At 72.3% G+C, this 25,607-nt stretch carries 28 protein-coding genes; 9 read left to right on the top strand and 19 right to left on the bottom strand.

Features of this window, described 5'->3' with window-relative positions:
- Positions 1–63: 63 nt before the first annotated feature.
- From ACFYM0_RS00260 to ACFYM0_RS00245, 4 genes are all read right to left on the bottom strand, one after another.
- Positions 64–855, bottom strand: coding sequence for a spermidine synthase (locus tag ACFYM0_RS00260; protein WP_388495805.1), 792 nt, complete (start codon positions 853–855; stop codon positions 64–66).
- Between the two features lie 67 nt (positions 856–922).
- On the bottom strand, positions 923–1,822 hold the full coding sequence (locus ACFYM0_RS00255; protein ID WP_388495183.1) for a patatin-like phospholipase family protein: 900 nt from the start codon (positions 1,820–1,822) through the stop codon (positions 923–925).
- 95 nt (positions 1,823–1,917) lie between these two features.
- Positions 1,918–3,096 carry an elongation factor Tu gene (tuf, locus tag ACFYM0_RS00250; RefSeq protein ID WP_388495182.1) on the bottom strand — a complete coding sequence of 393 codons (1,179 nt, stop codon included), beginning with the start codon at positions 3,094–3,096 and terminating at the stop codon, positions 1,918–1,920.
- 331 nt (positions 3,097–3,427) lie between these two features.
- Positions 3,428–4,162, bottom strand: a complete 735-nt coding sequence (locus tag ACFYM0_RS00245; protein WP_388495181.1) for a DNA alkylation repair protein — start codon at positions 4,160–4,162, stop codon at positions 3,428–3,430.
- Positions 4,163–4,211: 49 nt separating this feature from the next.
- On the opposite strand from ACFYM0_RS00245, the gene ACFYM0_RS00240 reads away from it, so the two are divergent.
- From ACFYM0_RS00240 to lnt, 5 genes are all read left to right on the top strand, one after another.
- Positions 4,212–4,949 (top strand): TVP38/TMEM64 family protein, encoded by a 738-nt coding sequence (locus ACFYM0_RS00240; protein WP_388495180.1) that lies wholly within the window; start codon positions 4,212–4,214, stop codon positions 4,947–4,949.
- 48 nt (positions 4,950–4,997) lie between these two features.
- Entirely contained in the window at positions 4,998–5,876 is an 879-nt protein-coding gene (locus ACFYM0_RS00235) for an undecaprenyl-diphosphate phosphatase (protein WP_388495179.1), read from the top strand.
- Between the two features lie 114 nt (positions 5,877–5,990).
- Positions 5,991–6,167, top strand: a complete 177-nt coding sequence (locus ACFYM0_RS00230; RefSeq protein ID WP_243339660.1) for a hypothetical protein — start codon at positions 5,991–5,993, stop codon at positions 6,165–6,167.
- Positions 6,168–6,236: 69 nt separating this feature from the next.
- The gene (locus ACFYM0_RS00225; protein ID WP_388495178.1) at positions 6,237–6,716 is read left to right on the top strand and encodes a nuclear transport factor 2 family protein; all 480 of its coding nucleotides are present in this window, start codon (positions 6,237–6,239) and stop codon (positions 6,714–6,716) included.
- 97 nt (positions 6,717–6,813) lie between these two features.
- Complete coding sequence (gene lnt / locus ACFYM0_RS00220; protein ID WP_388495177.1) at positions 6,814–8,484, top strand: apolipoprotein N-acyltransferase; 1,671 nt, start codon at positions 6,814–6,816, stop codon at positions 8,482–8,484.
- Here lnt and ACFYM0_RS00215 read toward each other — a convergent pair.
- Entirely contained in the window at positions 8,408–9,313 is a 906-nt protein-coding gene (locus ACFYM0_RS00215; protein ID WP_388495176.1) for a Gfo/Idh/MocA family protein, read from the bottom strand. The two genes, lnt and ACFYM0_RS00215, sit on opposite strands and share 77 nt — an antisense overlap.
- An 81-nt stretch (positions 9,314–9,394) precedes the next feature.
- On the opposite strand from ACFYM0_RS00215, the gene ACFYM0_RS00210 reads away from it, so the two are divergent.
- A complete protein-coding gene (locus ACFYM0_RS00210; protein ID WP_388495175.1) occupies positions 9,395–9,919 on the top strand; it encodes a DinB family protein in 525 nt (174 codons plus the stop codon).
- Between the two features lie 72 nt (positions 9,920–9,991).
- Positions 9,992–10,576 carry a hypothetical protein gene (locus ACFYM0_RS00205; RefSeq protein ID WP_388495174.1) on the top strand — a complete coding sequence of 195 codons (585 nt, stop codon included), beginning with the start codon at positions 9,992–9,994 and terminating at the stop codon, positions 10,574–10,576.
- Positions 10,577–10,678: 102 nt separating this feature from the next.
- Here the strand turns inward: ACFYM0_RS00205 and ACFYM0_RS00200 are convergent, their stop codons facing one another.
- The 13 genes from ACFYM0_RS00200 to ACFYM0_RS00140 form a co-directional block, all read right to left on the bottom strand.
- Positions 10,679–11,179, bottom strand: a complete 501-nt coding sequence (locus ACFYM0_RS00200; RefSeq protein ID WP_388495173.1) for a hypothetical protein — start codon at positions 11,177–11,179, stop codon at positions 10,679–10,681.
- 96 nt (positions 11,180–11,275) lie between these two features.
- On the bottom strand, positions 11,276–11,944 hold the full coding sequence (locus ACFYM0_RS00195) for a uracil-DNA glycosylase (protein WP_327257387.1): 669 nt from the start codon (positions 11,942–11,944) through the stop codon (positions 11,276–11,278).
- Positions 11,945–12,126: 182 nt separating this feature from the next.
- Positions 12,127–13,710: an ABC transporter substrate-binding protein gene (locus ACFYM0_RS00190; protein WP_388495172.1), complete on the bottom strand. Its 1,584-nt coding sequence runs from the start codon at positions 13,708–13,710 to the stop codon at positions 12,127–12,129.
- 152 nt (positions 13,711–13,862) lie between these two features.
- Positions 13,863–14,624: an SDR family oxidoreductase gene (locus ACFYM0_RS00185; protein ID WP_267761286.1), complete on the bottom strand. Its 762-nt coding sequence runs from the start codon at positions 14,622–14,624 to the stop codon at positions 13,863–13,865.
- A 20-nt stretch (positions 14,625–14,644) separates the two neighbouring features.
- The gene (gene fabG / locus ACFYM0_RS00180) at positions 14,645–15,406 is read right to left on the bottom strand and encodes a 3-oxoacyl-ACP reductase FabG (RefSeq protein ID WP_243339669.1); all 762 of its coding nucleotides are present in this window, start codon (positions 15,404–15,406) and stop codon (positions 14,645–14,647) included.
- Positions 15,407–15,548: 142 nt separating this feature from the next.
- Positions 15,549–15,932 carry a DUF3037 domain-containing protein gene (locus tag ACFYM0_RS00175; protein WP_388495171.1) on the bottom strand — a complete coding sequence of 128 codons (384 nt, stop codon included), beginning with the start codon at positions 15,930–15,932 and terminating at the stop codon, positions 15,549–15,551.
- On the bottom strand, positions 15,929–16,768 hold the full coding sequence (locus ACFYM0_RS00170; protein ID WP_388495170.1) for a HipA family kinase: 840 nt from the start codon (positions 16,766–16,768) through the stop codon (positions 15,929–15,931). The genes ACFYM0_RS00175 and ACFYM0_RS00170 overlap by 4 nt, the downstream gene beginning before the upstream one ends.
- Positions 16,769–16,795: 27 nt before the next feature.
- Positions 16,796–17,173 carry a hypothetical protein gene (locus ACFYM0_RS00165; RefSeq protein WP_388495169.1) on the bottom strand — a complete coding sequence of 126 codons (378 nt, stop codon included), beginning with the start codon at positions 17,171–17,173 and terminating at the stop codon, positions 16,796–16,798.
- Positions 17,174–17,335: 162 nt separating this feature from the next.
- Complete coding sequence (locus tag ACFYM0_RS00160; protein WP_388495803.1) at positions 17,336–19,483, bottom strand: MMPL family transporter; 2,148 nt, start codon at positions 19,481–19,483, stop codon at positions 17,336–17,338.
- Between the two features lie 243 nt (positions 19,484–19,726).
- On the bottom strand, positions 19,727–20,407 hold the full coding sequence (locus ACFYM0_RS00155) for a hypothetical protein (RefSeq protein ID WP_388495168.1): 681 nt from the start codon (positions 20,405–20,407) through the stop codon (positions 19,727–19,729).
- Complete coding sequence (locus ACFYM0_RS00150) at positions 20,404–20,727, bottom strand: PadR family transcriptional regulator (RefSeq protein ID WP_388495167.1); 324 nt, start codon at positions 20,725–20,727, stop codon at positions 20,404–20,406. Before ACFYM0_RS00150 ends, ACFYM0_RS00155 begins: the two co-directional genes overlap by 4 nt.
- 9 nt (positions 20,728–20,736) lie before the next feature.
- On the bottom strand, positions 20,737–22,152 hold the full coding sequence (locus ACFYM0_RS00145) for a cation:proton antiporter (RefSeq protein ID WP_388495166.1): 1,416 nt from the start codon (positions 22,150–22,152) through the stop codon (positions 20,737–20,739).
- 213 nt (positions 22,153–22,365) lie between these two features.
- Positions 22,366–22,980: a cysteine hydrolase gene (locus ACFYM0_RS00140; protein ID WP_388495165.1), complete on the bottom strand. Its 615-nt coding sequence runs from the start codon at positions 22,978–22,980 to the stop codon at positions 22,366–22,368.
- A gap of 169 nt (positions 22,981–23,149) precedes the next feature.
- Here ACFYM0_RS00140 and ACFYM0_RS00135 point away from each other — a divergent pair, with 169 nt between their 5' ends.
- Positions 23,150–23,575: a pyridoxamine 5'-phosphate oxidase family protein gene (locus ACFYM0_RS00135; RefSeq protein ID WP_388495801.1), complete on the top strand. Its 426-nt coding sequence runs from the start codon at positions 23,150–23,152 to the stop codon at positions 23,573–23,575.
- On the opposite strand, the gene ACFYM0_RS00130 is transcribed toward ACFYM0_RS00135, so the two are convergent.
- Entirely contained in the window at positions 23,572–24,525 is a 954-nt protein-coding gene (locus ACFYM0_RS00130) for a LysR substrate-binding domain-containing protein (protein WP_388495164.1), read from the bottom strand. The genes ACFYM0_RS00135 and ACFYM0_RS00130 overlap by 4 nt on opposite strands.
- Positions 24,526–24,599: 74 nt before the next feature.
- Here ACFYM0_RS00130 and ACFYM0_RS00125 point away from each other — a divergent pair, with 74 nt between their 5' ends.
- Complete coding sequence (locus tag ACFYM0_RS00125; protein ID WP_388495163.1) at positions 24,600–25,580, top strand: DMT family transporter; 981 nt, start codon at positions 24,600–24,602, stop codon at positions 25,578–25,580.
- Positions 25,581–25,607: the final 27 nt, after the last annotated feature.

Genomic DNA, 25,607 nt, shown 5'->3' with positions numbered 1-25,607 from the left:
GCATGGCTCGGGGAACGGGCGAAGGGCCGCTGAGGGGCTACGCCCCGCGCGGCGGCAAGTCCCTCAGCCGAGGCTGAACGCCCCCTCCGGCGGCTCGGGCGAAGCCACCGCATCGGCGTCGGCCACCGGCAGAGCCCCCCGCATCAGCCGCGCCAGGGCCGCCCCCACCTCCACCCGCGCCGGAAACGCGTCACCCGCGCACGCCCGCGAAAGCTCCGCCACCGGCAGCTCCCGCGCCGAAGCCAGCAGCACCGCGTTCCCGAACCGCCGCCCGCGCAGCACCCCCGGCTCGGCGATCAGCGCCAACTCCCCGAAGACCGCCCCGAAGTTCGCGAGCTGCCCGCGCAGGAACGCGAACGGCGCCCCGTCGGCGAGGTTCGCCACATAGACCCCGCCGGGCCTCAGCACCCGCGCCACCTCGCGCGCGTACTCCACCGATGCCAGCGAAGCGGGCACCCGGGATCCACCGAAGACGTCGCCCACCACCACGTCCGCGCTCGCGTCCGGCACCCCGGCCAGCCAGGCCCGCGCGTCGGCGACGTGCACCGTGATCCCGCTCCCGGGGTTCACGGGCAGGAACTCCCCGACCAGCGCGACGAGCCCGGCATCGAACTCGACCACGTCCTGGCGCGACCCCGGCCGGCCCGCCGCCGCGTACCGGGGCAGGGTCAGCGCGCCGCCGCCCAGGTGCAACAGGTCCAGCGCGGCCCCCGGCTCGCCCACGCAGTCCAGGACGTGCGCGAGGCGGCGTACGTACTCGAACTCCAGGTGCTCCGGATCGTCGAGGTCCACGTACGACTGCGGCGCCCCGTCCACGGTGAGCAGCCAGGCCCGCTCCCGGTCGATGTCCGGCATCAGTTTGGCGGTGCCCTGGGCCACGTCCCGGATCACCGGGATCTGTTCGTCACTCACCGGACCATTGTCAGGCCCCCGGAGCCGCCCACACCTCGCGCGCCTGCTCCACGTGGACCGCGGCCTGCTCCAGCCCCGCCCGCGCGGCGGGATCGCGGCGCGCGGGGTCCAGTACGTTGCGTCCGAAGACCTTGCGGGCCTGCGGAGACGGGGTGATCAGCAGCACCTTCGCCCCGGCTTCCCGCAGCCGTGCGGCCTGCGCCGCGGGCGAGGGGATCAGCCCGGCGCCCGTGGCCATCGGCGCGAGGATCACCACGCGCGCGTAGCCGGAGGCGAGGTCGGCGTTGGTCGCGGAGCGGATCCCGCCGTCGATGAACCGGCGTCCGGCGACCGTCACGGGCGGCCACACCCCGGGTACGGCGCAGCTCGCCGAGACGGCCTCGACCAGCCCGGCCGCGCTCCCGCGCTCGAAGGCGGCGAGCTCGCCGGTCAGCGCGTCCACCGCCGTGACGACGAAGCGCCGCTCGGGCCAGTCGTGCGACACCAGCCGGGCTTCCAGCACCTTGCGGCGCACCGCCTCCGGCTCCGTGTCGGCGGCCAGCGCGAAGGCGCCGATCCGGCGCCGGTAGGACTTCGCGTCGCGGGAGCGCACCATCGCGACGGCGTACCGCCCGATCAGGGTGGCCCCCAGCTTCGCGGGGAGCTCCCCGCCGGGGTCGCCGAGCTGGCGCTCGTACAGCTCCTGCGCGGTGAGCAGTCCGGAGGTGAGCTGCGCGCCGACGACCGAGCCGGCCGAGGTCCCGACGACGAGGTCCGCTCCGGTCAGGTCGACGCCCGCGCGGGCGAGCCCGTAGAGCATCCCGGCCTCCCAGCCGACGCCGGTCAGCCCGCCGCCGCCGAGCACCAGAGCCGTGCCCTTGCCTTCCCCGCTGCCTTCTCCGCTGCCGCCGCCCGTGCTGCCGTCTTCCACGAACCGTTCCCTCCGCACATGCCAGTGGTGACGGCAGTCTGGCGCAAGCCGACCACCGCCACCACAGCGGGTACCGCCCGACGACTGCCCTGCCGCTACCCGACCTCGGTGACCGTCCCGGCCCCGACGGTGCGGCCGCCCTCGCGGATCGCGAAGCCGAGGCCGCTCTCCAGCGGGACGTCCCGGCCGAGCTCCACGGTCATGGTGACCGTGTCCCCCGGCCGGGCCGGGCCCGCCCCGCCCAGGTCCACGTTCCCCACCACGTCGGCGGTGCGGATGTAGAACTGCGGCCGGTAGCCGGTCGCCACCGGCGTGCTGCGGCCGCCTTCGCGGGCGGACAGCACGTACACCCGCGCCGTGAAGCGGCGCTTCGGTACGACGCTGCCGGGCGCGGCCACCACGTCGCCGCGGCGCACCGCGTCGCGGGGCACCCCGCGCAGCAGCAGCGCGACGTTGTCCCCGGCCTCGGCGGAGTCCATCGGCTTCCCGAAGGTCTCCAGCCCGGTGACCACGGACTCCACGGCCGCGCCGTCGCCGCCGAGCAGCGCGACGCGGTCGCCCATGGCCACGGTGCCCCGCTCCACGGCGCCGGTGACGACGGTGCCGCGCCCGGTGATGGTCAGGACGTTCTCGACCGGCATCAGGAACGGCGCGTCGGTGTACCGCACGGGCATGGGCACGTACGTGTCCACGGCGTCGAGCAGGGCCTCGATCGACGAGGTCCAGCGCGGGTCGCCGTCCAGCGCCCCGAGCCCGGAGACCCGTACGACCGGGGCGCCGTCGCCGCCGTAGCCGTTGGCGGTGAGCAGCTCGCGGACCTCCAGCTCGACGAGGTCGGTGAGCTCGGGGTCCCCCGCGTCGGCCTTGTTCAGCGCGACGACGATGTGGTCGACGCCGACCTGACGGGCGAGGAGCACGTGCTCCGCGGTTTGCGGCATGACCCCGTCGAGGGCGGAGACGACGAGGATCGCCCCGTCGAGCTGGGCCGCGCCGGTGACCATGTTCTTGACGTAGTCGGCGTGGCCGGGCATGTCCACGTGGGCGTAGTGGCGGGTGTCGGTCTCGTACTCGACGTGCGTGAGGTTGATGGTGATGCCGCGCCGGGCCTCCTCGGGGGCCCGGTCGATCCGGTCGAACGGCACGAAGGAGGCGCCGCCGCGCTCGGCGAGGACCTTGGTGATGGCGGCGGTCAGCGTCGTCTTGCCGTGGTCGACGTGACCCATGGTGCCGATGTTGAGGTGCGGCTTGGTGCGCACGAAGGCCGTCTTGGCCATGATGTCTTCCCGTGTGATTCCGCAGCTGGAACTCGAATGACGGGACCCCTGAGCGAACCGACCCTCCCCCTGTGGGGTCCGCCGGACGATCCGGGAAGGGTCAGCTTCGTGCGCCGCCGAATGCGGGTGCGCCTGCGGCGAGCTGTGCGGGGACGGCAGCCTTCGGCGCGTCCGCGACTGCGGACGGCGCTGCGGGGAAGGCGTGCCTGGACATGTGCCCGATCCTGCCGGACCGGGGTCGGCGGGGCCAGCGAATTACGCGGTGGCGGAACCGACTTGGCGCGGGGGCACTCCGGCCGCCGCGCGCGACGGGCCTACGCCCCGCCGATCTTCATGCCCCGCCGATGTTCTTCAGCGCCTCGCGCACCGAGAGCGGCGACAGCGACTCCCGCTCGGCGGTGACGAAGGCGCGCACGGCGCCGGGGTCCGTCTTCGCGTACTCGCGAAGGCACCAGCCGATGGCCTTGCGCACGAAGAAGTCGGGGTGGCCGCTCTGGCGGCGGCAGTACGCGAAGAGCCGCTCGGTGTCGGTCGCGGACTTGAACCGGAGCTGGTGGAGCAGGGCGGTGCGGGCCACCCACAGGTCCTCGTCCCCGATCCAGTCGTCCATGACGGCGGCGAGCTCCGGGTCCGCCGCCACGAGCGGCCCCACCGTGTGCGCGGCGAGCAGGTCGACGGTGTCCCACCAGGGGACGGTCACGATCAGGTGCCGGACCACGGGCAGGAAGCCGGAGGAGCAGCGGGAGACGTGCCGGCGCAGGTAGTCGACGGCGAAGTACCGGTACTCACGCTCCGGAAGATCCCAGCAGCGCAGCGCGAGGGCCGCGCAGTCCGCTTCGGACGGTTTCGGGGTGTCCTTGGTCACGGCCCGCGACAGCTCGCGGCGCAGCGGCGTGGGGATCCCGAGGAAGGGCGAGACGTCCTTCATGTACGCGGCCATGGGCCCGGCCCGCTCCGCGTCGGCGGCGGCGCCGTAGGCCTCCGTGAGCCGCGCCACCAACAGCTCGGCGAGGCCGCTGTCCGGGCCCCCGGCTTCGGTCGGAGGCCGCCGGTCGTTCGACTGCATGAGGCCCAGATTACGGCGCTCGGCCAGGATGGTCGGCTAGTCTCCCGGAATGTCCCTCCTCCTCGCGCCGTGGACGCGGCTCTCGCTGCTCGTCGTGCTGCTCCTCGCGGCCGGCGTCTGCGTCGTGCTGTACGAGCCCCAGCGCCTGCTGGCGGAGGGCTGGCCCCCGGGACTCCCGGTGGGCACCGCGGTCCTGCTCTTCGCCGCGGCGTACGGGGTGTGCACGGCCGCCCTGGTGCCCCGCCCCCTGCTGAACCTGGCTTCCGGGGCCCTCTTCGGCTCCCAGTTCGGCCTGGTCGCGGCAGTTGCCGGATCGGTGATCGGCGCGGGGATCGCCTTCGGCCTGGGCCGGATGATGGGGCGCGACGCCCTGCGTCCGCTGATCCGCGGCCGCTGGCTGCAGGCGGCGGACGACCAGCTGGCCCGGCACGGCTTCCGCTCGATGCTGGCCATCCGCATCTTCCCCGGTCTGCCCTTCGCGATGGCCAACTACGCCGCCGCGCTGTCCCGCTGCGGCTGGCTCCCCTTCCTCCTCGCCACCGCGATCGGCGTGGTCCCGAACACCGCCGCGTACGTGATCGCGGGGGCCAGTGCCTCCTCCCCGACCTCCCCCGCGTTCCTCGCCTCGTTCGGCTTCATCGCCGTCTCCGCGGTGGGTGCGTCGGTCGTCGCCTGGCGCAAGCGGCACCGGCTGGCTCCCGCACGCAAGCCCGAGCGGCCCGCCCCGGCGCGGGAACTGACGGCCGTACACCCCCCTGTGGTCACGGCGGCACCCTACGGGCCCTAGCATCGGACCCGAACTGCCCAACGATCACAAGGACGAGCGCACCCCGACATGAACTGGATCGAATCCCTCATCCTCGGTCTCGTCCAAGGACTTACGGAGTTCCTCCCGATCTCCTCCAGCGCCCACCTCCGGCTGACCGCGGCGTTCGCCGGCTGGCACGACCCGGGCGCGGCCTTCACCGCCATCACGCAGATCGGCACCGAAGCGGCCGTACTGATCTACTTCCGCAAGGACATCGCGAAGATCATCTCGACCTGGTTCCGCTCGCTGTACACGCCGGCGCTGCGCTCGGAGCAGGAAGCCAAGATGGGCTGGCTGGTGATCGTCGGCTCGATTCCGATCGGTGTCCTCGGCCTCGCCTTCAAGGACCAGATCGAGGGTCCGTTCCGCGATCTGCGACTGATCGCCACCACCCTCATCGTGATGGGCCTCGTGCTCGGCTTCGCCGACCGGATGGCCGCGCGCGACGAGGAGGGCGGCCGGCACCGCGCCATCCGCGAGCGCAAGACCCTGAAGGAACTGGGCGTCAAGGACGGCCTCATCTTCGGTCTCTGCCAGGCGATGGCCCTGATCCCGGGTGTGTCCCGGTCGGGTGCGACGCTCTCCGGCGGTCTGCTGCTGGGCTTCACCCGCGAGGCGGCCGCCCGCTACTCCTTCCTCCTCGCCATCCCGGCCGTGCTGGCCTCCGGCCTGTTCGAGATCAAGGACGTGATGGAGGACCCGGGGCACATCGAATGGCCTCAGACGATCTTCGCCACGGTCGTCGCCTTCGTCGTCGGCTACGCGGTCATCGCCTGGTTCATGAAGTTCATCTCCAGCAAGAGCTTCATGCCGTTCGTGATCTACCGGGTGCTGCTCGGCATCCTGCTGTTCGTCCTGATCGGCATGGGTGTCCTCAGCCCCCACGCCGGCGAGTCGGCCGGCTAGTACACCTCCCGCTCACCGCTTCGGGCGAATCGGAGGCCGTTCGGGAACGTTCCCGGGCGGCCTTCGCGTCGTTGTGCAGGGAGAGACCTGAAGACGAGCAGCAGGGGGTGTCCCATGGGTCGAGTGGTGTTGGAGCGGTTTCCGGCCGGAAGTCCGAGGGGGAGTTGGCCGGCCGAGGAGTACGCGGCGCAGCGGATGCGCGAGGGCGTGCCCGCGGAGGTGGTCATGGATCTGGCGAGCGACGCCTACCTCGTGGTGGTCCGTCCCCGGGAGGCGCGTTCCGGTCACTGACCGGGGGGCGGAAGATCCGGGCCGCGCACGCCCCTTGGCCTCCGCGCCCCGCGCCCGCACACTGACCCGATGACGCAGCGTGTGGACCTTGCGGGCGTGATGGACCGACTGGCGATCGACGAGCTGGTCACCGGGTACGCCATCGCCGTGGACGACGGGGACTGGGACGCCTACCGCGCCCTGTTCGCCCCGGGCGGGCGGGCCGACTACGCCTCGGCCGGCGGGATCGAGGGCCCGGCCGGGGAGGTCGCGGACTGGCTCGCGGAGACGATGAAGCTGTTCCCGGTGCGCCAGCACCTGATCGTCAACCGGCTCATCCGGATCCCGGAACAGGGCGGCTCCCCCGGTGACACCGCGGAGGTCCGGGCCGATTTCCTCAATCCCATGCGGCTGGCCGGGGAAGAGCCCGACGAGGGTGGCCCCGCCGTCACCGCGCCCAACTTCGTCGCGGCGGGCCGCTACACCTTCGCCGTGGCCCGTACCGCCCGGTCCGGCTGGCGGCTCGCGCGGGTCACCGTCCACGAGAAGTGGCGGCACATGTCGTTCTGACGGTCCGGCTGGCAGGTGGTCCGACAGGCAGCTGGTTCGCCGGGCAGCTGGTTCGACGGGCAGGGCTGTTCCACACGGGAAGCGGAGGCCCTACGTAATGCCGACGGTCTCGACGGTCTGTGAGCGGGTCCCGTGGTGGCGTGCGGTGGCGGCCGTCACGGCGGGAGCGCTGCCGTGCCTCGCCTTCCCCGCCCCGGCGCTGTGGTGGTTCGCCTACGTCGCCCTCGTGCCCTGGATCCTGCTGCTGAGGTCGGCCCCCACCGGCCGGCGCGCGGCCCTGGAGGGCTGGCTCGGCGGCGCCGGCTTCGTCTTCGCGGTCCACCACTGGCTGCTGCCCAGCCTGCACGTGTTCCTGTTCGCCCTGGCGGCGCTGCTGGGCCTGCTCTGGATTCCCTGGGCGCTGCTGGTACGGGAGTTGCTCCGCGGCGCCCCCGGCGCGGGCCGGGCGGGTGCCGCGCTGTTCCTCGTACCGGCGGGCTGGCTGCTGTCGGAGCTGGCCCGGTCGTGGCAGGGGCTGGGCGGGCCGTGGGGGCTGCTGGGTGCCAGTCAGTGGCAGGTGGCGCCCGCGCTTCGGCTGGCTTCGGTGGGCGGGGTCTGGCTGGTCGGCCTGCTGGTCGTGGCGGTGAACTGCGCGCTGGTGCTGCTGATCACGACACCGGGGGCGCGGGCACCGGCGCTGGCCGGGGTGACGGGCTGCGCGGTGCTGACGGGGGTGGTCTGGCTGTGGGCGCCGCGCCCCGAGGTCTCGGGCGTGCTGCGCGTGGCCCTCGTACAGCCGGGCCCGGTCGAGGACGGCCCGGACAGCGCGGAGCGGCGTTTCGCCGCCGGGGAGCAGCTGACGGGGACCCTGGCCGCGCAGCGGCCCGACCTCGTGGTGTGGGGGGAGAGCAGTGTCGGCGAGGACCTGACGGCCCGCCCGGACCTGGCCCGGCGGCTCGCCGCACTGTCGGCGCGGGTGGGGGCTCCGCTGCTGGTGAACGTGGACGCGCGGGCCGCCGACCGGCCGGGGATCCGCAAATCGGCGGTGCTCGTCGGTCCCGGGGGCCCGACCGGTGACCGGTACGACAAGATGCGCCTGGTCCCCTTCGGGGAGTACGTGCCGGCCCGCGAGCTGCTGGGCTGGGCCACCTCGGTCGGCAAGGCCGCGCAGGAGAACCGCGTTCCGGGCGGGGCACCGGTCCTGATGGACCTGCCCGGCCGTGCGGACGTCCGGCTCGGCCCGCTGGTCTGCTTCGAGTCGGCGTTCCCCGACATGAGCCGGCGCCTCGTCCGCGACGGGGCCGCCGTGCTGATCGACCAGTCGGCCACGTCCAGCTTCCAGGACGGCTGGGCCCCGGCCCAGCACGCCTCGCTGTCCGCGCTGCGGGCTGCGGAGACCGGCCGGCCCGAGGTGCACGCCGCCCTCACCGGGATCAGCGCGGTGCACGGCCCCTCCGGCGAGCGGATCGGGGCCGCGCTGCCCACCTCCGCGCGGACGGCGCGGGTGTACGAGGTCCCGCTCGCCCGGGGCACGACCCTCTACGTCCGCTACGGGGACTGGGCGGTGGGCACGGCGCTGGCCATCCTCTCCGCGTACTGCACGGTCGCCGGCGCCCGCTCCGTACGGCGCGGGAAGCCCCCCGGCAGGCTCCTCGACCGGCCCCTCGGGACGCCGGCCGGGGAACCGGCCGGGACGCCCGTCGGGGATGCGTTCAGGACGCCTGCTCCAGAGCCGAGCGCACCACCCGCTCGCACAGTTCGTGGGTCAGCAGGGCGTCGCGCGCGCTGAGGGTCGTGCCCGCGGCGACGGCCTCCAGGAAGGCGTCGACGACCTGCTCGATGCCGCGCTGGCGGGCCACCGACACCCAGTCCCCGCGCCGCCGGACCGTCGGCTGGCCCTTGTGGTCGATGACTTCCGCGAGGTTGACGACCTGGCGCTTGGTGTCCTGCCCGGAGACCTCCAGCACCTCCTCCGTGGAACCGGAGAGCCGGTTCATGATGCCGAGCGCGGTGAAGCCCGTACCGGACAGCTGGAGGACCACCTGGCTCATCAGTCCGTCCCGCACCACCGCCCGTACGTCGACTTGGTCGGCCTCGCCGGGCAGCAGGAAGCGCAGGGTGTCGACGACGTGGATGAAGTCGTCCAGGACGAAGGTCCGTACGTCCTCGGGCAGGCCGACCCGGTTCTTCTGCATGACGATCAGGTCGCGCGCGTGGTCGGCACACTGCGCGTAGCCGGGCGCGTGGCGGCGGTTGAAGCCGACGGCGAGCGAGACCCCGCGCTCCTCGGCCAGTTCGACCAGGCGGCGCGATTCGGCGAGCTCGTAGGCGATCGGCTTGTCGACGTACGTCGGCACGCCCGCTTCCAGCAGCCGTTCCACGATCTCGGGGTGGACGGCGGTCGGGGCGTGCACGAAGGCCGCGTCGAGCTTCTGCGCGAGCAGCGAGTCGAGGTCGGTGTGCAGGCGTTCGGCCGGAACGCGGTGCTGGGCGGCGACGCGTTCGAGGGTGGCCGGGGTCCGGGTCTGCAGGTGCAGTTCGAGCCCCGGGCGGGTGGTCAGGACGGGCAGGTACGCCTTCTGCGCGATATCGCCGAGTCCGATACAGCCGACCTTCACCGGGACCTCCAGGTTTGTTCCTCGTGGGAGTACGCAGCCTAATCGGTGGTGACCACGGCCGTGTTCGACCAGGATGGGCCCATGACGATCAGTGACGGATCCCACCGTTCCGAACCCTCCACCACGGCCGACGAGCGCGAGATGCTCGAAGGCTGGCTCGACTACCACCGTTCCACCCTGGCTTGGAAGTGCGAGGGGCTGTCCGACGCACAGTTGCGCACCACCCCGTTGCTGCCGTCCGAGCTGAGCCTGCTGGGGCTGGTGCGGCACATGGCCGAGGTGGAGCGGTACTGGTTCCGGGAGATCATGCTGGACGAGGAGCTGCCCGAGCTGTACAGCAGCGGCGAGAACCCGGACGGGGACTTCCACTTCGCCGACGAGGACACCTGGGCCGACGCCGAGCAGGTGTGGCAGACCGAGATCGAGCTGGCCCGGCAGGCCGCGGCCGGCCACTCCCTGGACCTCGCCTCCAAGCCCGAGAGCCACCGCCGGGGCGAGGTGTTCAGCCTGCGCTGGGTCTACAGCCACATGATCGAGGAGTACGCGCGCCACAACGGCCACGCGGACCTGCTGCGGGAGCACATCGACGGCGCCACGGGCGAGTAGCCGTCACCCGTGCGGGGTGAATATCGGCTCCGGGTTTTCGCAACGGGGTCCTCGCACAGCAGAGTTGTGTGAGTGCATCCAACCCGAACCACGACAAAGCTGCTGCTCGGCGTCGCCTGTGCGGTCTCGGCGGTCTCCGGCTGCGTGAACGTGACACCGGCCCCCCTGCCGCCGGCGACCGCCCCAGGAACCCCGGGCGCGCCGCCCCGGCACGAGCCCCGCGGCGGGCCGGGGGCCGCGCCGGTGGTCGTCCGGGCACCCGCCCTGGAGGCGCTGGAGGCCGTGGAGGCAGGGCCGGGACGGCCGGCCGGGCCGGCCCCCTCCACTTCCGGCCGGGCCGCCGTCCCGCGGACCGGAGTCCCGGCCGCAGAGGCGGCGCGGGAGGGCCGGCCCGGAGCCCGCAGAGCCCCGGCCGCTGCGCCGGTCCCGGACATCCCGGAACCCCGGCAGCCCGGCGGGCACCGCGACCACGCCGACGGGCGTCCGGGCGGACAGCACCCCGGGCGGCCCGGTTCCGGGGGCGGCGAGGTGCCGCGCGAGCTGGTGCGGGAGCTGCCGGTGCGGCCGGCCGACGTGTGCGCGCTGGGCCGCCGGCACGGGCGCTGGCACCCGGACAGTCCGGAGGCCCGCATCTGCGCGGGTGTCCAGGGCGGCTGACAGACCCGTCCTGCCGGGCCCCCGTGCCGGTCTCCCGGACATGGCCCAGGACATGGCCCCGTACACGGCCCCAGGACACCCGGCCCGCTGTCCCGGCCGCCGCTACTGGTTCTGCTCCGGGAACGGCCTGGGCCCCTCCCCCGGTTCCGCCGCGAGCCGGCGCTCCAGGCGGGCGATGGCGGCCCGTACGCCGTTCCCGTAACCGTCGTCGGCCAGTTCCCCGGTGGCGGCGCGGGCCCGCGCCAGGTGGATCCGGGCCGCCTCGGGACGCCGCAGCTTCAGGTAATCGCCGGCCAGGCTCAGGTGCAGCGATGGGTAGAAGACCCGGACGGCCGAGGGGGGACCGGGCCCGTCGGAGTCGGCGTGCGCGGCGGCCAGGGCCCGCAGGTCCCAGGCCAGCTCCTCGGCGGGGTCGTCCTGCGCGTCGGCGAGGTAGTGCGCCAGCGTGCAGCGGTGCAGGGAGTCGCCCTCCGTGCCGATCTCGGACCAGATCTCGCCGAGCCGGTTGCGGGCCTCCTCGCGGTCGCCGGCGTGCAGCAGGATGGCCGCTTGGCCGATCCTGGTCATGACGGCGTCCTCGGACGCCTCCTGCTGCTCCGTCAACGCGGCCTCCGGCTTGTTCCCGTCAGACCTGCTCCGGTCTGGTCATCAAGACGCTAGCCGGAGGCACCGGCAATGCCGCCTAGGCGCGGTCGGGCATCAGCCCAGGTCCGGGATCCGCCAGTCGATCGGCGCATGGCCCTGGGCGGCGACGGCCTCGTTGATCTGGGTGAACGGCCGGGATCCGAAGAACTTCTTGGCCGACAGCGGGGAGGGGTGGGCACCCTTGACGACCGCGTGCCGCTCCTCGTCGATCAGCGGGAGCTTCTTCTGCGCGTACGCCCCCCACAGGACGAAGACGGCCGGGTCGGGGCGCGCCGCCACCGCGCGGATCACCGCGTCGGTGAACTTCTCCCAGCCCTTGCCCTTGTGCGAGTTGGGCTCCGCCTCACGGACGGTGAGCACCGCGTTGAGCAGCAGGACGCCCTGCTCGGCCCACGGCATCAGATAGCCGTTGTCCGGGATGGGGGTGCCCAGCTCGGCCTGCATCTCCTTGTAGATGTTGCGCAGGGAGGGCGGGGTCTTGACGCCGGGCTGCACGGAGAAGCACAGCCCGTGGCCCTGTCCGGCTCCGTGGTACGGGTCCTGGCCGAGGACCAGTACCTTCACCTGGTCGAACGCAGTGGCCTCCAGGGCCGCGAAGACCTGCTCGCGGGGCGGGTAGACCGGCCCGTTCGCCCGCTCCTTCTCGACGAACTCGGTGAGTTCTTTGAAGTAGGGCTGGTCCAGCTCCCCGCCGAGGACGGGGAGCCAGGACTCGGGCAGCATCTGGGTCACGGCGACAACCTCCGGTTACACGTTGTTCGAGACTTCACGTCCGCGCGTTCTCCGCGCTCGCGCAACTGCTTCGCGCGACGGATCAAGAACTTACCGGTGGCCACTGACAACGCGGCGCCCGCCCACCCCGCCCGGGTGGGCGGTGCGGACGGGCGGGGCGGCGTACGGGCCTGCTACCAGCTGGTCTTGCGGTACAGCTCCCACAGCTGCATGACGGTCTGCGGGTCGAGCGCCCGCTCCGCGCCGGCGATGTCCTCGCGGGCGGCGACGTACAGCTTGCCCTGCCACAGGGGCAGCAGCCGGACGTCGTCGGCGAAGATCTGCTGGGCCTTCTCGAACTCGTGGATGCCGGCCGACCGGTCGCTCTCGCGGCGGGACTTGGGCAGGATGACGCTCAGGATCTCGTTGGACTCGTACGGGGTGCCGACCGCGTTCTCCTTGCCGACGAACGGAGCGATGAAGTTGTCCGGGTCCGGGAAGTCGGGGAACCAGCCACGGCCGAAGACCGGGTAGTCGCCCTTCTTGTAGCCCTCCTGGAAGGCCTTCCAGGGCTGCCCGCGCAGGGTGATCTTGAAGAGCCCGCTCTCGTCGAGCTGGCGCTTGAGCTCGGTGAACTCGTCCGCGGTGGAGGCGCCGTAGCGGTCGGTGGTGTACCAGAAGGTCAGGTCCACCGGCGTGGGGATGCCGGCGTCTTTGAGGGTCTTCTTGGCCTTGGCCACGTCCGGCTGGCCGTACTTGTCGTAGAACGGCGTCTTGTGGCCGACGACCCCCTTGGGGACCATCGAGTAGAGCGGCTCGGCGGTGCCCTGGTAGACCTGCGAGACGAGCGCCCCGCGGTCGATGATCTGCGCGATGGCCCGGCGCACCTCGACCTTGGCGACCTGCGGGTCCCTGGGGTTGAAGATCAGGTAGCGGATCTCCGCCCCGACGTTCTCGACGACCTGGACGCCCGCGTCGTGCGAGGCGGGGGCCTGGAGGTCCTTGACCTCCTCGGCGGAGAGGCCGCGGTAGGTCGCGTCGATCTCCTTGCCCTTGAGGGCCGAGATCATCTTCTTGGAGTCCGCGAAGTAGCGGATGGTGGCCCCGCCGTTGCGGCGCTTGGCGAAGCCGTTGTAGGACTCGTTGCGGTTCAGGACCGCCTCGCTGCCCTCCTTGTACGACTCCAGGGTGTACGGGCCGGAGCCGGTGACGTTGCTGCCCTCGCGCAGCTTGTCGGCCGGGTACTGCTTCGGCGAGACGAGCGAGGCGGCCGGGGAGCCGAGCACGAAGGGGAAGGTGGCGTCCGGGGTGTTCAGGTGGAAGACCACCGTCTGCGCGTCCGGCGTCTCGATCTTGTCGAGGCTGCCGAAGAGGGCCTTGGGGCCGGACGGGGCGTCGATGGTCTTGATCCGGTCCAGGGAGTGCTTGACGGCCTTCGCGTCGAGCGGCTCGCCGTCGGAGAACTTCAGGCCCTTGCGCACGATGCAGCGGTACGACTCGTTGCCGGAGTCGGTGAACTCGCAGCTCTGGGCGGCGTCGGGCTGGGGCTTGGTGGCACCCGTGGGGAACGCCAGCAGGGTCTGGTAGACGTTCCGGTAGAGCTCCCAGGAGCCGTCCCAGGCCGCGGCCGGATCGAGGGTCGTGGGTGCGCTCGTCGTTCCGACGACAATCCGCTGTTCGCCATTGCCGCCGTCGTCCGAGAACAGGCCGCATCCGGAGAGCAGGGATATGGACGCAACGGCCGCAGTGATCTGCAGGCATCTGGTCCGGTTGAACACGTGCACGCTCCTCGATCAGCCAGGGGTGCGGCAGACCCTACCGCAGAGCATCACGAAACCAATGGGTAGGTTTCATGAGGCACTTGACCGATTACGTGCCTATTCGGTACGCATTTACCTCCCCTTGGGAGGCAAATGCGTCCGATTATCGGTCAATGCACTCCGGCATTGAGGAACATTCCCCCGTCAACGACGAGAGTTTGTCCCGTGATCCATTCCGCTTGTGCAGATGTGAGAAAAGCGGCGGCCCCTCCGATGTCCTCCGGGACCCCGAGCCGGCCCAGCGGATAGGCCGCGGCGGCCTCCTGCTCCCGGCCCTCGTAGAGCGCCTGCGCGAACTTGGTCTTCACCACCGCGGGCGCGATCGCGTTGACCCGGACCCCCGGCGCCATCTCGTGGGCGAGCTGGAGGGTCAGGTTGACCATCGCCGCCTTGCTCATCCCGTAGGCCCCGATGAAGGGCGAGGCCGAGACGCCGGCGATCGAGGCGATGTTGACGATCGCGCCGCCGTTCTCCTTCTGCCAGGCGTGCCAGGTCCGCTGGGCGAAGCCGAGCGCCGAGATCACGTTCGTCTCGAAGACCTTGCGGGCGACCCCGAGGTCCAGGTCCGCGATCGGCCCGAAGACCGGATTGGTCCCCGCGTTGTTGATCAGGAAGTCGACGCGGCCGAAGGCCTCCATCGTGCGCTCCACGGCGACGGCCTGGTGGGCCTCGTCGTGCGCCTTGCCCGCGACCGCGATCACCCGGTCCGCGCCGAGCCGCTCGACGGCCTCCTTGAGGGCGTCCTCGTTCCGGCCGGTGATGCAGAGCCGGTCACCGCGCGCCACCAGGGCCTCGGCGATGCCGTAGCCGATGCCCCGGCTCGCCCCGGTGATCAGCGCGACCTTGCCGCTGTCCGTTCCGTCGTACGTCATGACGTGCACCCTGCCTTTCGTCAGCTGAGCGGGCCGCCGGCCACGTACATGACCTGGCCGGAGACGAAGCCGGCGGCCTCGCCGGTGAAGAAGGCGATGGCGTTGGCCACGTCGTCCGGGCGCCCGACGCGCTGGACCGGGATCTGGGTGGCGGCGGCGGCCTGGAAGTCCTCGAAGTCCATCCCGACCCGGGCGGCCGTGTGCGCGGTCATCTCGGTGACGATGAACCCGGGGGCGACGGCGTTCGCGGTGATGCCGAACTTGCCGAGTTCGATGGCCAGGGTCTTGGTGAAGCCCTGCAGACCGGCCTTGGCCGCCGAGTAGTTGGCCTGGCCGCGGTTGCCGAGCGCCGAGCTGCTGGAGAGACTCACGATCCGGCCGAACTTGGCTGCCACCATGTGCTTCTGACAGGCCTTCGACATCAGGAACGCACCGCGCAGGTGCACGTTCATGACGGTGTCCCAGTCGGTGTCGCTCATCTTGAAGAGCAGGTTGTCCCGCAGCACACCCGCATTGTTGACCAGGATGGTCGGGGCGCCGAGCAGGCTCACCACCCGTTCGACGGCCGCCTCCACCTGCGCGCTGTCGGAGACGTCGCAGCCGATCGCGACGGCCGTGCCGCCGGCTGCCGTGATCGTCTCCACGGTGTCCTTGCAGGCCGCCTCGTCCAGGTCGAGTACGGCGACCGCCCGGCCTTCGGCGGCCAGGCGTACGGCGGTGGCCGCGCCGATGCCCCGGGCCGCCCCGGTCACGATCGCGACGCGCTGCTCGGTGGTGGACATGCTGGATCTCCTCGCCCTAGGAAAGCGGCCCCCCAAAGGTGAGCAACCGCTTAGTAGCTTCAGCTGAGGAGACGCTAGGAGCCCTGGCACTCCGTGTCAACGGGGAGCAGATCCAGCCCCGCCCGGGAGCCCCGCCACCGGGCTACCGGACCAGCAGGTCCAGCAGCCGCTCCACCTCCACGGCCGGATCGGCCGTCAGGCCGATGTGCACCGGGCCGGGCTGCACGACGGTGCTCCGTGGTGCGATCAGCCACCGGAACCGCCGCCCGGCGTCGTCACCGGCCGCCTGCCCCGCGAACTCTCCGCCCGTGCACACTCCCTCGACCCCGCCCAGCGCGGCCCGCACCCCGGCCACGTCGGCCTCCGGATCCAGCGCGAGGAGCTTCGCCTCGTCGAGATGGGTGCGCGCGGCGACGTAGGAGCGCGCCCGGCAGTAGACGATCACGCCGGCGTTGAAACACTCGCCGCGCTCCATCCGGGGCACCACACGCACCAGCGCGTACTCGAACACGTCCCGCTTGATCACTCGCTGTCGCTCTTCATCTTCCGGGGACGGGGGTCGAGGCGGTCGGCGAGCCAGCCGGGCGGACCCGACCGGGTCTTCACCTCGGCCTCCATCGTGATCCTCTCGTGGATCGTGGCCGCGCGCGGCAGCAGGGCCTCCACATAGGCGCGGCGCAGCGCGTCGGTGGAGTCGAAGCCCGGCTCGTCGACCAGCCACTCGTCGGGCACGTCGGCGGCGACCTCGGTGAGCAGCTCCTCGGTGACCAGCGGCGCGAGTGCGGCCGCCGCCGCGGCGATGTCCGGGCCGACCGGGGCCAGTACGTGGTCGGAGGCGTTGTACGGCTTGGCGGCGGCGCTCTCGGCGGTGGGCCAGTTGTGGTGCCAGATCATGGTGGCGCCGTGGTCGATGAGCCAGAGGTCCCCGTGCCAGACCAGCATGTTGGGGTTGCGCCAGGACCGGTCGACGTTGTTGATCAGGGCGTCGAACCAGACCACGCGCCCCGCCTCCACTGGGTCCACCTGGTACGCGAGCGGGTCAAAGCCGATCGAGCCCGGGAGGTAGTCCATCCCCAGGTTCAGCCCGCCGCTGGCCTTCAGCAGCTCCTGGACCTCCTGGTCGGGCTCTCCGAGGCCGATGACCGGGTCGAGCTGCATCTGCACCAGCCGGGGGACGCGCAGCCCCAGCCGCTGGGCCAGCCGGCCGCAGATGACCTCGGCGACCAGGGTCTTGCGGCCCTGGCCGGCTCCGGTGAACTTCATGACGTACGTGCCGAGGTCGTCGGCCTCCACGATTCCCGGGAGCGAGCCGCCCTCACGCAGGGGCGTCACATAGCGGGTCGCGATCACTTCTGTGAGCATTTATCCAGGCTATCCGGCGATCATGGTTCACGATCCATGGTTTTCCCGGGGCCCGTCGTACCGCGCGAGCGGGTTCACGCGACGGGCGACGTCCGCCGCGCCGCACCACAGGGCCCCGGCTCCGGCGGCCCCGAAGAGGGCCGCGTACACCAGGAGCATCAGCCCGATCAGATCGGTCGGATAGGGCATCGCGCCCGGCCCCCAGCCGGCGAGCACCTCTCCGACGAGCGGGATGTTCGCCCGGTCCCCCCGCCACCACAGGCCGGACGGGCAGCCGGTCAGGAACGCCCCGGCCCAGAGCCAGCCCCCCGCCCGTACGGCCCGTTCCTGCCGCGCCCGCCTGACCGCCGCCGCATGCACGATCGCCGTGGCCGTGGCCACCGCGTCCGCCGCCTCGTCCTCCATGAACGTGCCGCTCCTCTCCCGCGCGGGGCCTTCGCGTGACCCGCGGTCCCGGTCTGCCCGTCCCGGCCTGCCCGTCCCGGTCCGCCCGTCCCGGGGCGGGGCCGTCCGGACATGATCGGGCGAGGAGGCTTCGACTGCCAGACATCGGCACGCGCCGGATCCCTAACGTTCGCGGACGCGCGGGCCCGTCGCCGAGGAGGAGGTGACGGGCAACCGGCCCGAGGCGTTCGGGAACCACCAGCTGGACCGCCCGAGGAGGGTGATCAGGGCCGGGGTGAGGAGTCCCCGGACGATGGTGGCGTCGATGATGACGCCCGCCGCCAGCGCGGTGGCGAACACCTTCACGTCGGTGACGGGGACGCTGCCCAGCGCGGTGAAGGCCAGGAAGAGGATGAGCGCCGCGGAGGTCACGAGCCGGCCGGTCCGGCTGATGCCTGCCACGACGGAGGGGACCACCGTTTCGCGCACCCCCTTGGCGGTCAGCTCCAGATGGGTTTCGCGGATGCGGTGGAGGATGAACACCTCGTAGTCCATGGACAGTCCGAAGAGGAAGGCGAAGACCGCCATGGGGATCCAGATGGTCACCGCCCCGATCGCCGGGGTGTCGAACAGCATCTCGCTGCCGTGGCCCTCCTGCCAGACCAGCACGACCACGCCGTACGCCGCGCAGGTGGACAGCGCGTTGAGGATCAGGGCCTTCAGGGGCAGGACGACCGAGCGCAGGGTCCGGGCCAGCACCACGAAGGTGAGCAGGGCGACGAAGACGAGGATGAGCCCGAGGGATCCGTAGACCGCGTCGATGAAGTCGGCGTCCTGGGCGGGTCCGCCGCCCACGAGCGTGCCGGGGGTCTCCCCCGCCGTGTCCATGACCGCCGTCACCGTGTCCCGGCCGGCACCGGCCGACGGGTCCGCCTCGGTCCACACGTCGACGACGCGCTGTCCGCCGTGCTCCCAGTCCGCGGGTGCCACGGAGCCCGCGACTCCTTCGAGACCTCCGAGCCGGCTGTCCATCGCGTCACTGCCGCCGGCGTCCACGACGACCTCGAGGGGGCGTGCGATGCCCTCGCCGAAGCCCGCGTCGACGATCCGCTGGAAGGCCGCCGCGGGCCGTCCGCCCTGAGCGAGGGTCACGGTGGCCGGCTGCCCCAGGCGCAGGGCCAGTACGGGCGCGGCCAGGGCCAGCAGCAGCGCGCCGCTGATCACCGCGGTGAGCGCGGGGCGGCGTGTGGTGACCCCGGCGATCCGGCCCCACATCCTGCTGTCCGGGCGGTGCGCCCGGCGGGGCCGGTCGAGCTTGTCGCCCCACGAGTACAGCAGGACGGGCAGCAGGGTCAGGGCGACGGCCACGCTGACGAGCGGGATCAGCAGTCCCGCGTAGCCGACGCTGCGCAGGAAGGGGACGGGCAGCACCACGAGCGCGGCGAGCGAGATCGCCACGGTGGCGCCGCTCAGCGCGACGGCGCGGCCCGCACTGGCCAGGGTGCGTACGACCGCCTCGCGGCGGGCGGCGGGATCGGTGCCGTCGGCTCCCTGCTTCTGCCGTTCCTCCCGCCAGCGGGTGACGACGAGGAGGGCGTAGTCGATGGCGATGCCCAGGCCGATGAGCGCCACCAGGTACTGGACGATGAAGGAGACCTCGGTGACCCCCGTGATGCCGCGCACCAGCAGGAACGTGGCGGGGATGGCGACCGCGGCCATCAGCAGGGGAACGACGGCCAGGCCGCTGGTGAAGACGAGGGCGAGCACGACCAGGGCCCCCAGGGCGCCGATCAGCGTCTCGTGGACGGGGCTGCGCCGGGCTCCGCCGTCACGGCCGGACAGGACGGGCTGTCCGGTCAGCTCGACGGGGGCGCCCGCGATCTTCGCCTGCTCGACCGTCCGCCTGATCCCCGGGAGCGACTGCTCGTAGGGCATGTTGGTGCGGTTCGCCGGCGGGTAGACCAGCGCGACGGTGGTGCGCTTGTCTCCGGAGACAAGGGAGTCGTCGCCGGTGTTCGCGTAGGACACGCTGCGGCCGCCCCGTGGGGTGACCCGGGCGATCAGGTCGCCCCAGGCCCTGCGGACGTCCTCGCCGTCGGCGGTCGCGCCGTCCGGCACGGTCACCACGAGGAGCAGCGGGGCGTTCTTGCCGCCGGTCCGGGAGAAGCGCTGGGCGAGGGTGTCGTTCGCCTCCTGGGCCGGCTTGTCCGGGAGGCGGGACTCGAACGAGAGCTTCTCGATCGTGCTGCCGGACAGGGCGCCCCCGACCAGGGTGAGCACCACCCAGACCAGGACCACGGGCAGCCGATGGGCGAGCACCCATCGCGTCATGCGCTCCACGACACACCTCCTGTAGCGACGCTATTGTGTAGCCACGCTACACATGGGTGGTCAACGTAGTCGCCGGGCATGGCGTCCGCAACACAAGGCCACGGCCCCACAGGGAAGTTGCACGGGCCGCGCCCCCCGCCGGGAAACGCGAAGAGCCCCCGGCGGGGGTGGCATCCGTCCGTGGATGCCACCCCCGCCGGGGGCTCCGATCATGGTGTTGCGCGGCGTTGTGGAGCGCGGAGGCTACAAGGGGCCGACTCCCCGCATGACCGAGAGGAAACGGTTCAGCGCCAGCCCGAAGTAGCCGCCGGCCAGGAGGGTCAGGGCCGTCGCGACGGAAACCATCGGCCAGTCCAGGGACTCGGGATGGCTCAGGCCGCGGTTGAGCATCAGCAGGATCAGCGCGCCCAGCACGCAGAGCAGTCCGATGAGGGCCGCGAGCGTCCCGGTCGTGACCCCCCGGTCCCGCCGGACGTCCGCCGCCTCGATGCCGCGGCCCTTGCGGAGCCCGGAGACGGCGCCCGCCAGGGAGAGCACACAGCCGAACGCGACGATCGACAGCCCCAGCAGCAGCAACGGCGGATGCCGGTACGCCCAGGGGCCGGCCGGGCCCCCGAGCATCGCGGACGCCCAGGTCGCCGCCAGCAGCGGCAGCGCGCACACGGCACGCGCGGACAGGCGGTTGGCACTGATCCGCAGGGTGGCGTCGTTGTAGGCCCGGGCCACCTCGGTGGGCGGACCCCACTCCCGGACGGCGCGCCGCGCGGCCTCCTCGGCGTCGGGACAGTGCTCCAGGTTGCCCTCGGTCGCGCACTCCAGGCCGTCCAGCACCTCGTCGAGGATCGCCGACCGCCTGGCGGACGGTCCGACGAGGTGTTCGGCGATGCGGGCCGTGTACCGCCGCAGGACCGCCGCTTCCGTCACGCCCCGCCCCCGAGCACCACCGAGATGACCGAGGAGACCTCCCGCCAGGCCGTGCGCTTGTCGGCCAGGGCGCGGCGTCCGGCGTTGGTGAGGAAGTAGTTGCGGCGGCGGCGGCCGTTGACGGTCGCCCATTCGCTGCCGACCAGCCCCGCGGCCTCCAGCCGGTGCAGGGCCGGATAGACCGTCCCCGTGGGCAGGTTGATCGCGTCACCGCTGCGCCGCTTGAGCTCTTCGATGACGGCATAGCCGTGCTGCTCTCCGGGCTCCAGAACCGCCAGCAGCATGCCTTCCAGGTTGCCTCGCAAGGTCTCCGCCTTCATGTCGCCACACTACACATCGGGGCCGGAAACGGACCTGGCGCTCCCGGCCCCGCCAGGCGCACGGCTCCCCCGGACCGCGCCGCCGGCACCCTCCGCGGGCCCTCCGCCCGGCGCACCCGAGATCGGGGTCGGGGTCGGGGTCGCCGTCGGCATCCGACTCGGCCTCTGCCTCTGCTTCGGGGCCGGAGCCGGGGCCGGAGTCGGAGTCGGAGTCGGGTCCGGCTCCGCGGCGCCCTTGGCGCCGATCAGTGACAGCAGCGGCCCCGTCATCGCCGTCGTCACCAGGGCCATCACGACCATCAAGGAATACAACGAGCCGTCCAGCAAGCCGAGTTCCAGCCCCACGCCGAGGACGACCAGCTCGGTCAGGCCCCTGGTGTTCATCAGGGCCGCCAGGGTGGCGGAGTCCCCCTTGCACAGGGCCTGCGAGCGCGCACCCAGGTAGGTGCCGCCGAGCTTCCCACCGATGGCGACGAGCAGGATGGCTCCGAACTCGGCGAGTCCTTCGATCCCCACGCCCCGCAGATCCACCTTGAGGCCCGCCACCACGAAGTACACGGGAAGCAGCACGAAGGTGATCTGCCCGGTGCGTTCCAGGATCTGCTCGCGGAGCACGCCCACCCCCTCGCGCGGCATCAGCGCACCGAACAGGAAGGCGCCGAAGATGTAGTGCGTCCCCATCGCTTCGGTGGCCGCCGCGCAGAGGAGGGCCCCGACGATCACGAGGGCCAGGATCGTCTGGGTGAGGGGCTTTTCGATGCCTCCCGGAGCGAACACCCTGCGCAGCAGGGGCCGTACGGCCAGCAGCAGTACCGCGAACGGGATCAGCAGGGCCACCAGCCAGTAGTCCGCGGCGCCGCCGGCCAGCGCTTGCACGCCGCCGAGTGCCGACCAGGCCACGACGTCGACTACCCCCGCCGTCGCCAGTGCGAGGCCTCCGATCGCCGTACGGGACAACCCCCGGCTGACGAGGATCCGGGCGAGGACGGGAAACGCGGTCACCGATACCGACAGTCCCACGAACACCACGAACGCGGCGCGCTGTTCGGTGGGGTGGTTGCGCAGCAGGTGGAGGGCGAGGAGGGCGCCGAGGCCGAACGGCACGAGGGTCGACCCGAGGGCCGCTCCGAGGGCGGCCCGCACCCTGCCCCGCAGGAAGCGGTGCTCCAGCTCCAGACCGACGACGAACATGAACAGCGCGACCCCGACGTTCGCGAGGCCCGCCAGCAGGGGCCGCACGTCGGCCGGGAACAGGTGGCCCGCGGCCGCGTCGCCCAGGAGGGTGGGACCGAGGAGGATCCCGGCGAGGATCTCACCCACCACGGGCGGCTGGCCGACGCGGACGGCCAGCGCACCCAGCCCGCGGGCGAGCACCAGGATCAGCGCGATGTCCAGGAGTAGCAACTGCACTTGATGACTGGTCATGTGCGCACAGACCTCGATCCGCCGCCGTCGGGGGAAGGGGCGGCCGCCGGACGAGCGCCCCGCTCCCTCCCCGTGGGCCGTCACGCACACGGCGTGCGGATTCCGCTCCCCAACACGCTACGCGTCCCGCCTGCCGCGACAAGGTTCTCGCTCTACGCCGCCGCGACTACCGGACCTTCCCGGAAACCGCCTGTTTCCCGCGGTTTACGGAGATCAGCGCCCCGGCGCCCACTGGGCCAGGAGGGCTTCGGCCGTGGTGATGGCCGCGACGAGGGAGAGGGAGTTGCGGATCACCTCGGCGGTGCAGGCGGCGGGCACCCCCGCGATGGCGTCGGAAGGGACCACGACCCGGTAGCCGAGGTTCACCGCGTCGAAGACGGTGTTCGGGATCGCGATGTTGGAGGAGACCCCGGTGACGACGAGCGTGCGGATGCCGAGATTGCGCAGCAGGGCGTCCAGGTCGGTGCCTGCCATCGGGGAGAGGCCGTGCAGACGGCGGACCACGAGGTCCTGCTCGGCGACGGTGATGGGCGCGGCGACCTCCACGGCCGGGCTGCCGGTCAGCTGGCGCACCGGCAGCCGTTCCGCAGCCCGGAACAGCCTGGCGTTGCTGTTGGCTCCGAGCCCGTCGGGCCGCCGCTCGGCGACCGCGTGCAGCACCTGCACCCCGGCCCCCCGCGCGGCCTCGACCAGCGCGGCGACCCGGTCCAGCATGCCGGAGTCCCGCGCCTCCTTCGCCAGCTCCGGCAGGGCGCTCTCCTCGCCGACGACGCCGTTCTGGCATTCGACGGTGAGCAGTGCGGTGGTGGCGGGATCGAGATCGGCCATGGCTCCCCCTGGCGTGGCGACGGAAGAGCACGCATGATTCCTGACACATAGTCAGATGTGAAGGGGCGCGGACCATATGGACGGGACACCGGTGGACGGCACACCAACGGACAGGACACTCGCGGACGGCACGACCGCGGACCGGGCGCAGCGGCGGGGGCGCCGCATCATGATGACCGCCGAGGAGGCGGACGACTTCCTGCGCGAGCAGCGCACCTGCCGGGTGGCCACGGTCTCCCCCGACGGGCGTCCGCACGTGGGCGCGCTCTGGTTCGTCTGGGACGGCACCTCCCTGTGGCTGTACTCGATCACCCGAAGCCGCCGCTGGTCCGACCTCCGCAAGGACCCCCGCATCTCGGTGGTCGTGGACTCGGGCGAGGCCTACGACGAACTGCGCGGGGTGGAACTGTCCGGCACCGCCGTCTTCGTGGGCGAGGCCCCCCGTACGGGGGAGCCGTGCGAGGAACTCGCGGAGCCGGAGCGCCTGTTCCCCGTCAAGAACTTCGGCATCACGGAGATGCCGCACGACGGACGGCACGCCTGGATCCGGCTGACCCCGGACTCGATCGTGTCCTGGGACTTCCGCAAGATCTAGCCTCCCGTCCCGCCGGCCGCCCTGCCCTCCCCTCCGGCGGCGGCAGCGGCGGCCGAGGCCGAGGCCGCTCTCTTCAAGGCCTCGACGGCGGCCCGGATCGACGGCCTGCGGTCGGCGTCGGCCCGCCAGACGACGTACACGTGGCGCCGGACGCTGTCGCGCACCGGCAGCAGCCGAACCCCCGGCGGCACGGGTCCGCGCCCCAGCCGGGGGGCCACGCACACGCCCAGCCCGGCCTCCACGAAGGCCAGTTGGGTGTGGTGCTCCTCGGCGATGTGCGCGATCCGGGGCTCGATGCCGGTACCGCGCAGGGTGGAGACGAGCCACTCGTGGCAGAACTGCCCCTCGGTCCAGGAGATCCAGTCGTCCGCTCCGAACTCGGCCAGGCGGACCCCGTCGCGGCCGGCCAGCGGATGCCCCGCCGGCACCGCGATGTCCATGGAGTCGTCCAGGAGGTGGGCCCGGGTGAGCTCGGCCGGTACGGGCATCCGCTTGTTGTGCCAGTCGATGGCCAGGGCCAAGTCGAGATCGCCCCGCACCACGGCGGTCATGCTCTCCTCCGGCTCCTGTTCCCGTACGCGGGGCCGCAGTTCGGGGTGCTCGGCCCGCAATTCCGCCAGGACCTGGGGCAGCAGCCCGCGCATGGCGGTCGGGAAGGCTCCGATCCGCAGCTCGCCGACCGCACACCCGCGCCGGGCCTCGACATCCGCCTGGGCGAGCTCGACCTGGGAGATGATCCGGGCCGCGTGCTCGGCGAGGAGCCGGCCGGCATCGGTGAGCCGGACCCCGCGCCCGTTCTTGGCCAGGAGCGGCTGGCCGACCTCCCGTTCCAGTTTCGCCATCTGCTGGGAAACGGCGGAGGTGGTGACGTGGAGCCCGTCGGCGGCACCGCTGACGGAGCCGTGGCGGGCGAGGGCATCGAGGGTGCGCAGCCGCTCCAGGTTCAACATGTAAGCGATCCTACGACGTCACCCTCAACAACTTTCGCTTGTCCTACGAGGTCGCGAGGGCCAAGGTTGCTGTCATGAGCGCCCCCAGCACCCCGGTTCCACCCAGCACCCCGACCCCGCCCCTGTCCCCGGCCACCACCCGCGCCCCGGGTCCCGTCCCCACCGCGAAGGCTCCCGCCACCGCCCGGCTGGACTGGCGCCTGCGCTTCGCGGTCCTCTCGGTCATCTGGGGCTTCAGCTTCCTGCTGATCAAGGTGGGAACGGAGGCGTACGCCCCGTTCCAGGTGGCCCTCGGCCGGGTCTTCTTCGGCGCGCTCGCCCTGCTCACCGTGCTGCTGATCCGCCGCGAACCGCTCCCCCGGGGCCGGCGCACCTGGGCCCACCTGTCGGTGGCCGCGCTGCTGCTCAACACGGCCCCGTTCTCCCTCTTCGCGTACGCGGAACTGAGCATCCCCTCCAGCCTGGCGGGCATCTGCAACGCCACCTCGCCGCTGTGGGGCATGGCCCTGTCCCTCGTCGCCCTGTCCGAGGACCGCCCGACGCGCCGCCGCTTCGCCGGCCTGGGCCTGGGCTTCCTCGGCGTCCTGACCGTCCTCGGCGCCTGGCAGGGCTTCTCGGGTCTCGACGCCAAGGGCACCGCGCTCGCCCTGCTGGCCGCGCTCTGCTACCCGATCGGCTGGATCTACGTACGCCGTACCCTGGCCTCGACGCCGGGCTCCCCGGTCGCCCTGACCGGCGCCCAGCTCCTGGTCTCGACCCTCCAGCTGGCGGCGGTCAGCGCCTTGTTCACCTCCACGCCCGCCTCGTTCCCGCTCTGGCCGACCCTGTCGGTGATCGCCCTGGGCGCCCTGGGCACGGGCATGGCCCTCCAGATGCAGTACGGCCTGGTCACGGAGATCGGCCCGACCACCGCGCAGATGGTCACGTACTTCATCCCGGTCATCGCGACGACGGCGGGCGTCCTCCTCCTGGACGAACAGCTCCACTGGAACACCCCGGTGGGCGCGGCCGTGGTCCTGGCCGGCGCGGCCCTCACCCAGACCCGGCGCCGCTGAGACGCGCCCTTCGGACCAGGGCGGGGC

Origin of the sequence: Streptomyces sp. NPDC006487 (assembly GCF_042870555.1) — a bacterium.
In the GTDB taxonomy this organism is placed as follows: domain Bacteria; phylum Actinomycetota; class Actinomycetes; order Streptomycetales; family Streptomycetaceae; genus Streptomyces.
The sequence above is the reverse complement of the archived record's forward strand: the minus strand, read 5'-3'. Positions and strand labels throughout refer to the sequence as shown.

Excerpts from the sequence above, each read along its gene's own strand:
- ACFYM0_RS00195 (WP_327257387.1), bottom strand. The coding sequence starts at position 11,944 with ATGCTGCCCGAGTCCTGGCTCCCCGTCCTCGGCGGGGAGCTGGACCAG.
- ACFYM0_RS00150 (WP_388495167.1), bottom strand. The coding sequence starts at position 20,727 with ATGAAGGCGGAGACCTTGCGAGGCAACCTGGAAGGCATGCTGCTGGCG.
- ACFYM0_RS00240 (WP_388495180.1), top strand. The coding sequence starts at position 4,212 with ATGTCCCTCCTCCTCGCGCCGTGGACGCGGCTCTCGCTGCTCGTCGTG.
- tuf (WP_388495182.1), bottom strand. The coding sequence starts at position 3,096 with ATGGCCAAGACGGCCTTCGTGCGCACCAAGCCGCACCTCAACATCGGC.
- ACFYM0_RS00165 (WP_388495169.1), bottom strand. The coding sequence starts at position 17,173 with ATGGAGGACGAGGCGGCGGACGCGGTGGCCACGGCCACGGCGATCGTG.
- ACFYM0_RS00160 (WP_388495803.1), bottom strand. The coding sequence starts at position 19,483 with ATGACGCGATGGGTGCTCGCCCATCGGCTGCCCGTGGTCCTGGTCTGG.
- ACFYM0_RS00125 (WP_388495163.1), top strand. The coding sequence starts at position 24,600 with ATGAGCGCCCCCAGCACCCCGGTTCCACCCAGCACCCCGACCCCGCCC.
- ACFYM0_RS00210 (WP_388495175.1), top strand. The coding sequence starts at position 9,395 with ATGACGATCAGTGACGGATCCCACCGTTCCGAACCCTCCACCACGGCC.
- fabG (WP_243339669.1), bottom strand. The coding sequence starts at position 15,406 with ATGTCCACCACCGAGCAGCGCGTCGCGATCGTGACCGGGGCGGCCCGG.
- lnt (WP_388495177.1), top strand. The coding sequence starts at position 6,814 with ATGCCGACGGTCTCGACGGTCTGTGAGCGGGTCCCGTGGTGGCGTGCG.
- ACFYM0_RS00130 (WP_388495164.1), bottom strand. The coding sequence starts at position 24,525 with ATGTTGAACCTGGAGCGGCTGCGCACCCTCGATGCCCTCGCCCGCCAC.
- ACFYM0_RS00170 (WP_388495170.1), bottom strand. The coding sequence starts at position 16,768 with ATGCTCACAGAAGTGATCGCGACCCGCTATGTGACGCCCCTGCGTGAG.
- ACFYM0_RS00145 (WP_388495166.1), bottom strand. The coding sequence starts at position 22,152 with ATGACCAGTCATCAAGTGCAGTTGCTACTCCTGGACATCGCGCTGATC.
- ACFYM0_RS00245 (WP_388495181.1), bottom strand. The coding sequence starts at position 4,162 with ATGCAGTCGAACGACCGGCGGCCTCCGACCGAAGCCGGGGGCCCGGAC.
- ACFYM0_RS00140 (WP_388495165.1), bottom strand. The coding sequence starts at position 22,980 with ATGGCCGATCTCGATCCCGCCACCACCGCACTGCTCACCGTCGAATGC.
- ACFYM0_RS00230 (WP_243339660.1), top strand. The coding sequence starts at position 5,991 with ATGGGTCGAGTGGTGTTGGAGCGGTTTCCGGCCGGAAGTCCGAGGGGG.
- ACFYM0_RS00260 (WP_388495805.1), bottom strand. The coding sequence starts at position 855 with ATGCCGGACATCGACCGGGAGCGGGCCTGGCTGCTCACCGTGGACGGG.
- ACFYM0_RS00185 (WP_267761286.1), bottom strand. The coding sequence starts at position 14,624 with ATGACGTACGACGGAACGGACAGCGGCAAGGTCGCGCTGATCACCGGG.
- ACFYM0_RS00135 (WP_388495801.1), top strand. The coding sequence starts at position 23,150 with ATGATGACCGCCGAGGAGGCGGACGACTTCCTGCGCGAGCAGCGCACC.
- ACFYM0_RS00225 (WP_388495178.1), top strand. The coding sequence starts at position 6,237 with ATGACGCAGCGTGTGGACCTTGCGGGCGTGATGGACCGACTGGCGATC.
- ACFYM0_RS00235 (WP_388495179.1), top strand. The coding sequence starts at position 4,998 with ATGAACTGGATCGAATCCCTCATCCTCGGTCTCGTCCAAGGACTTACG.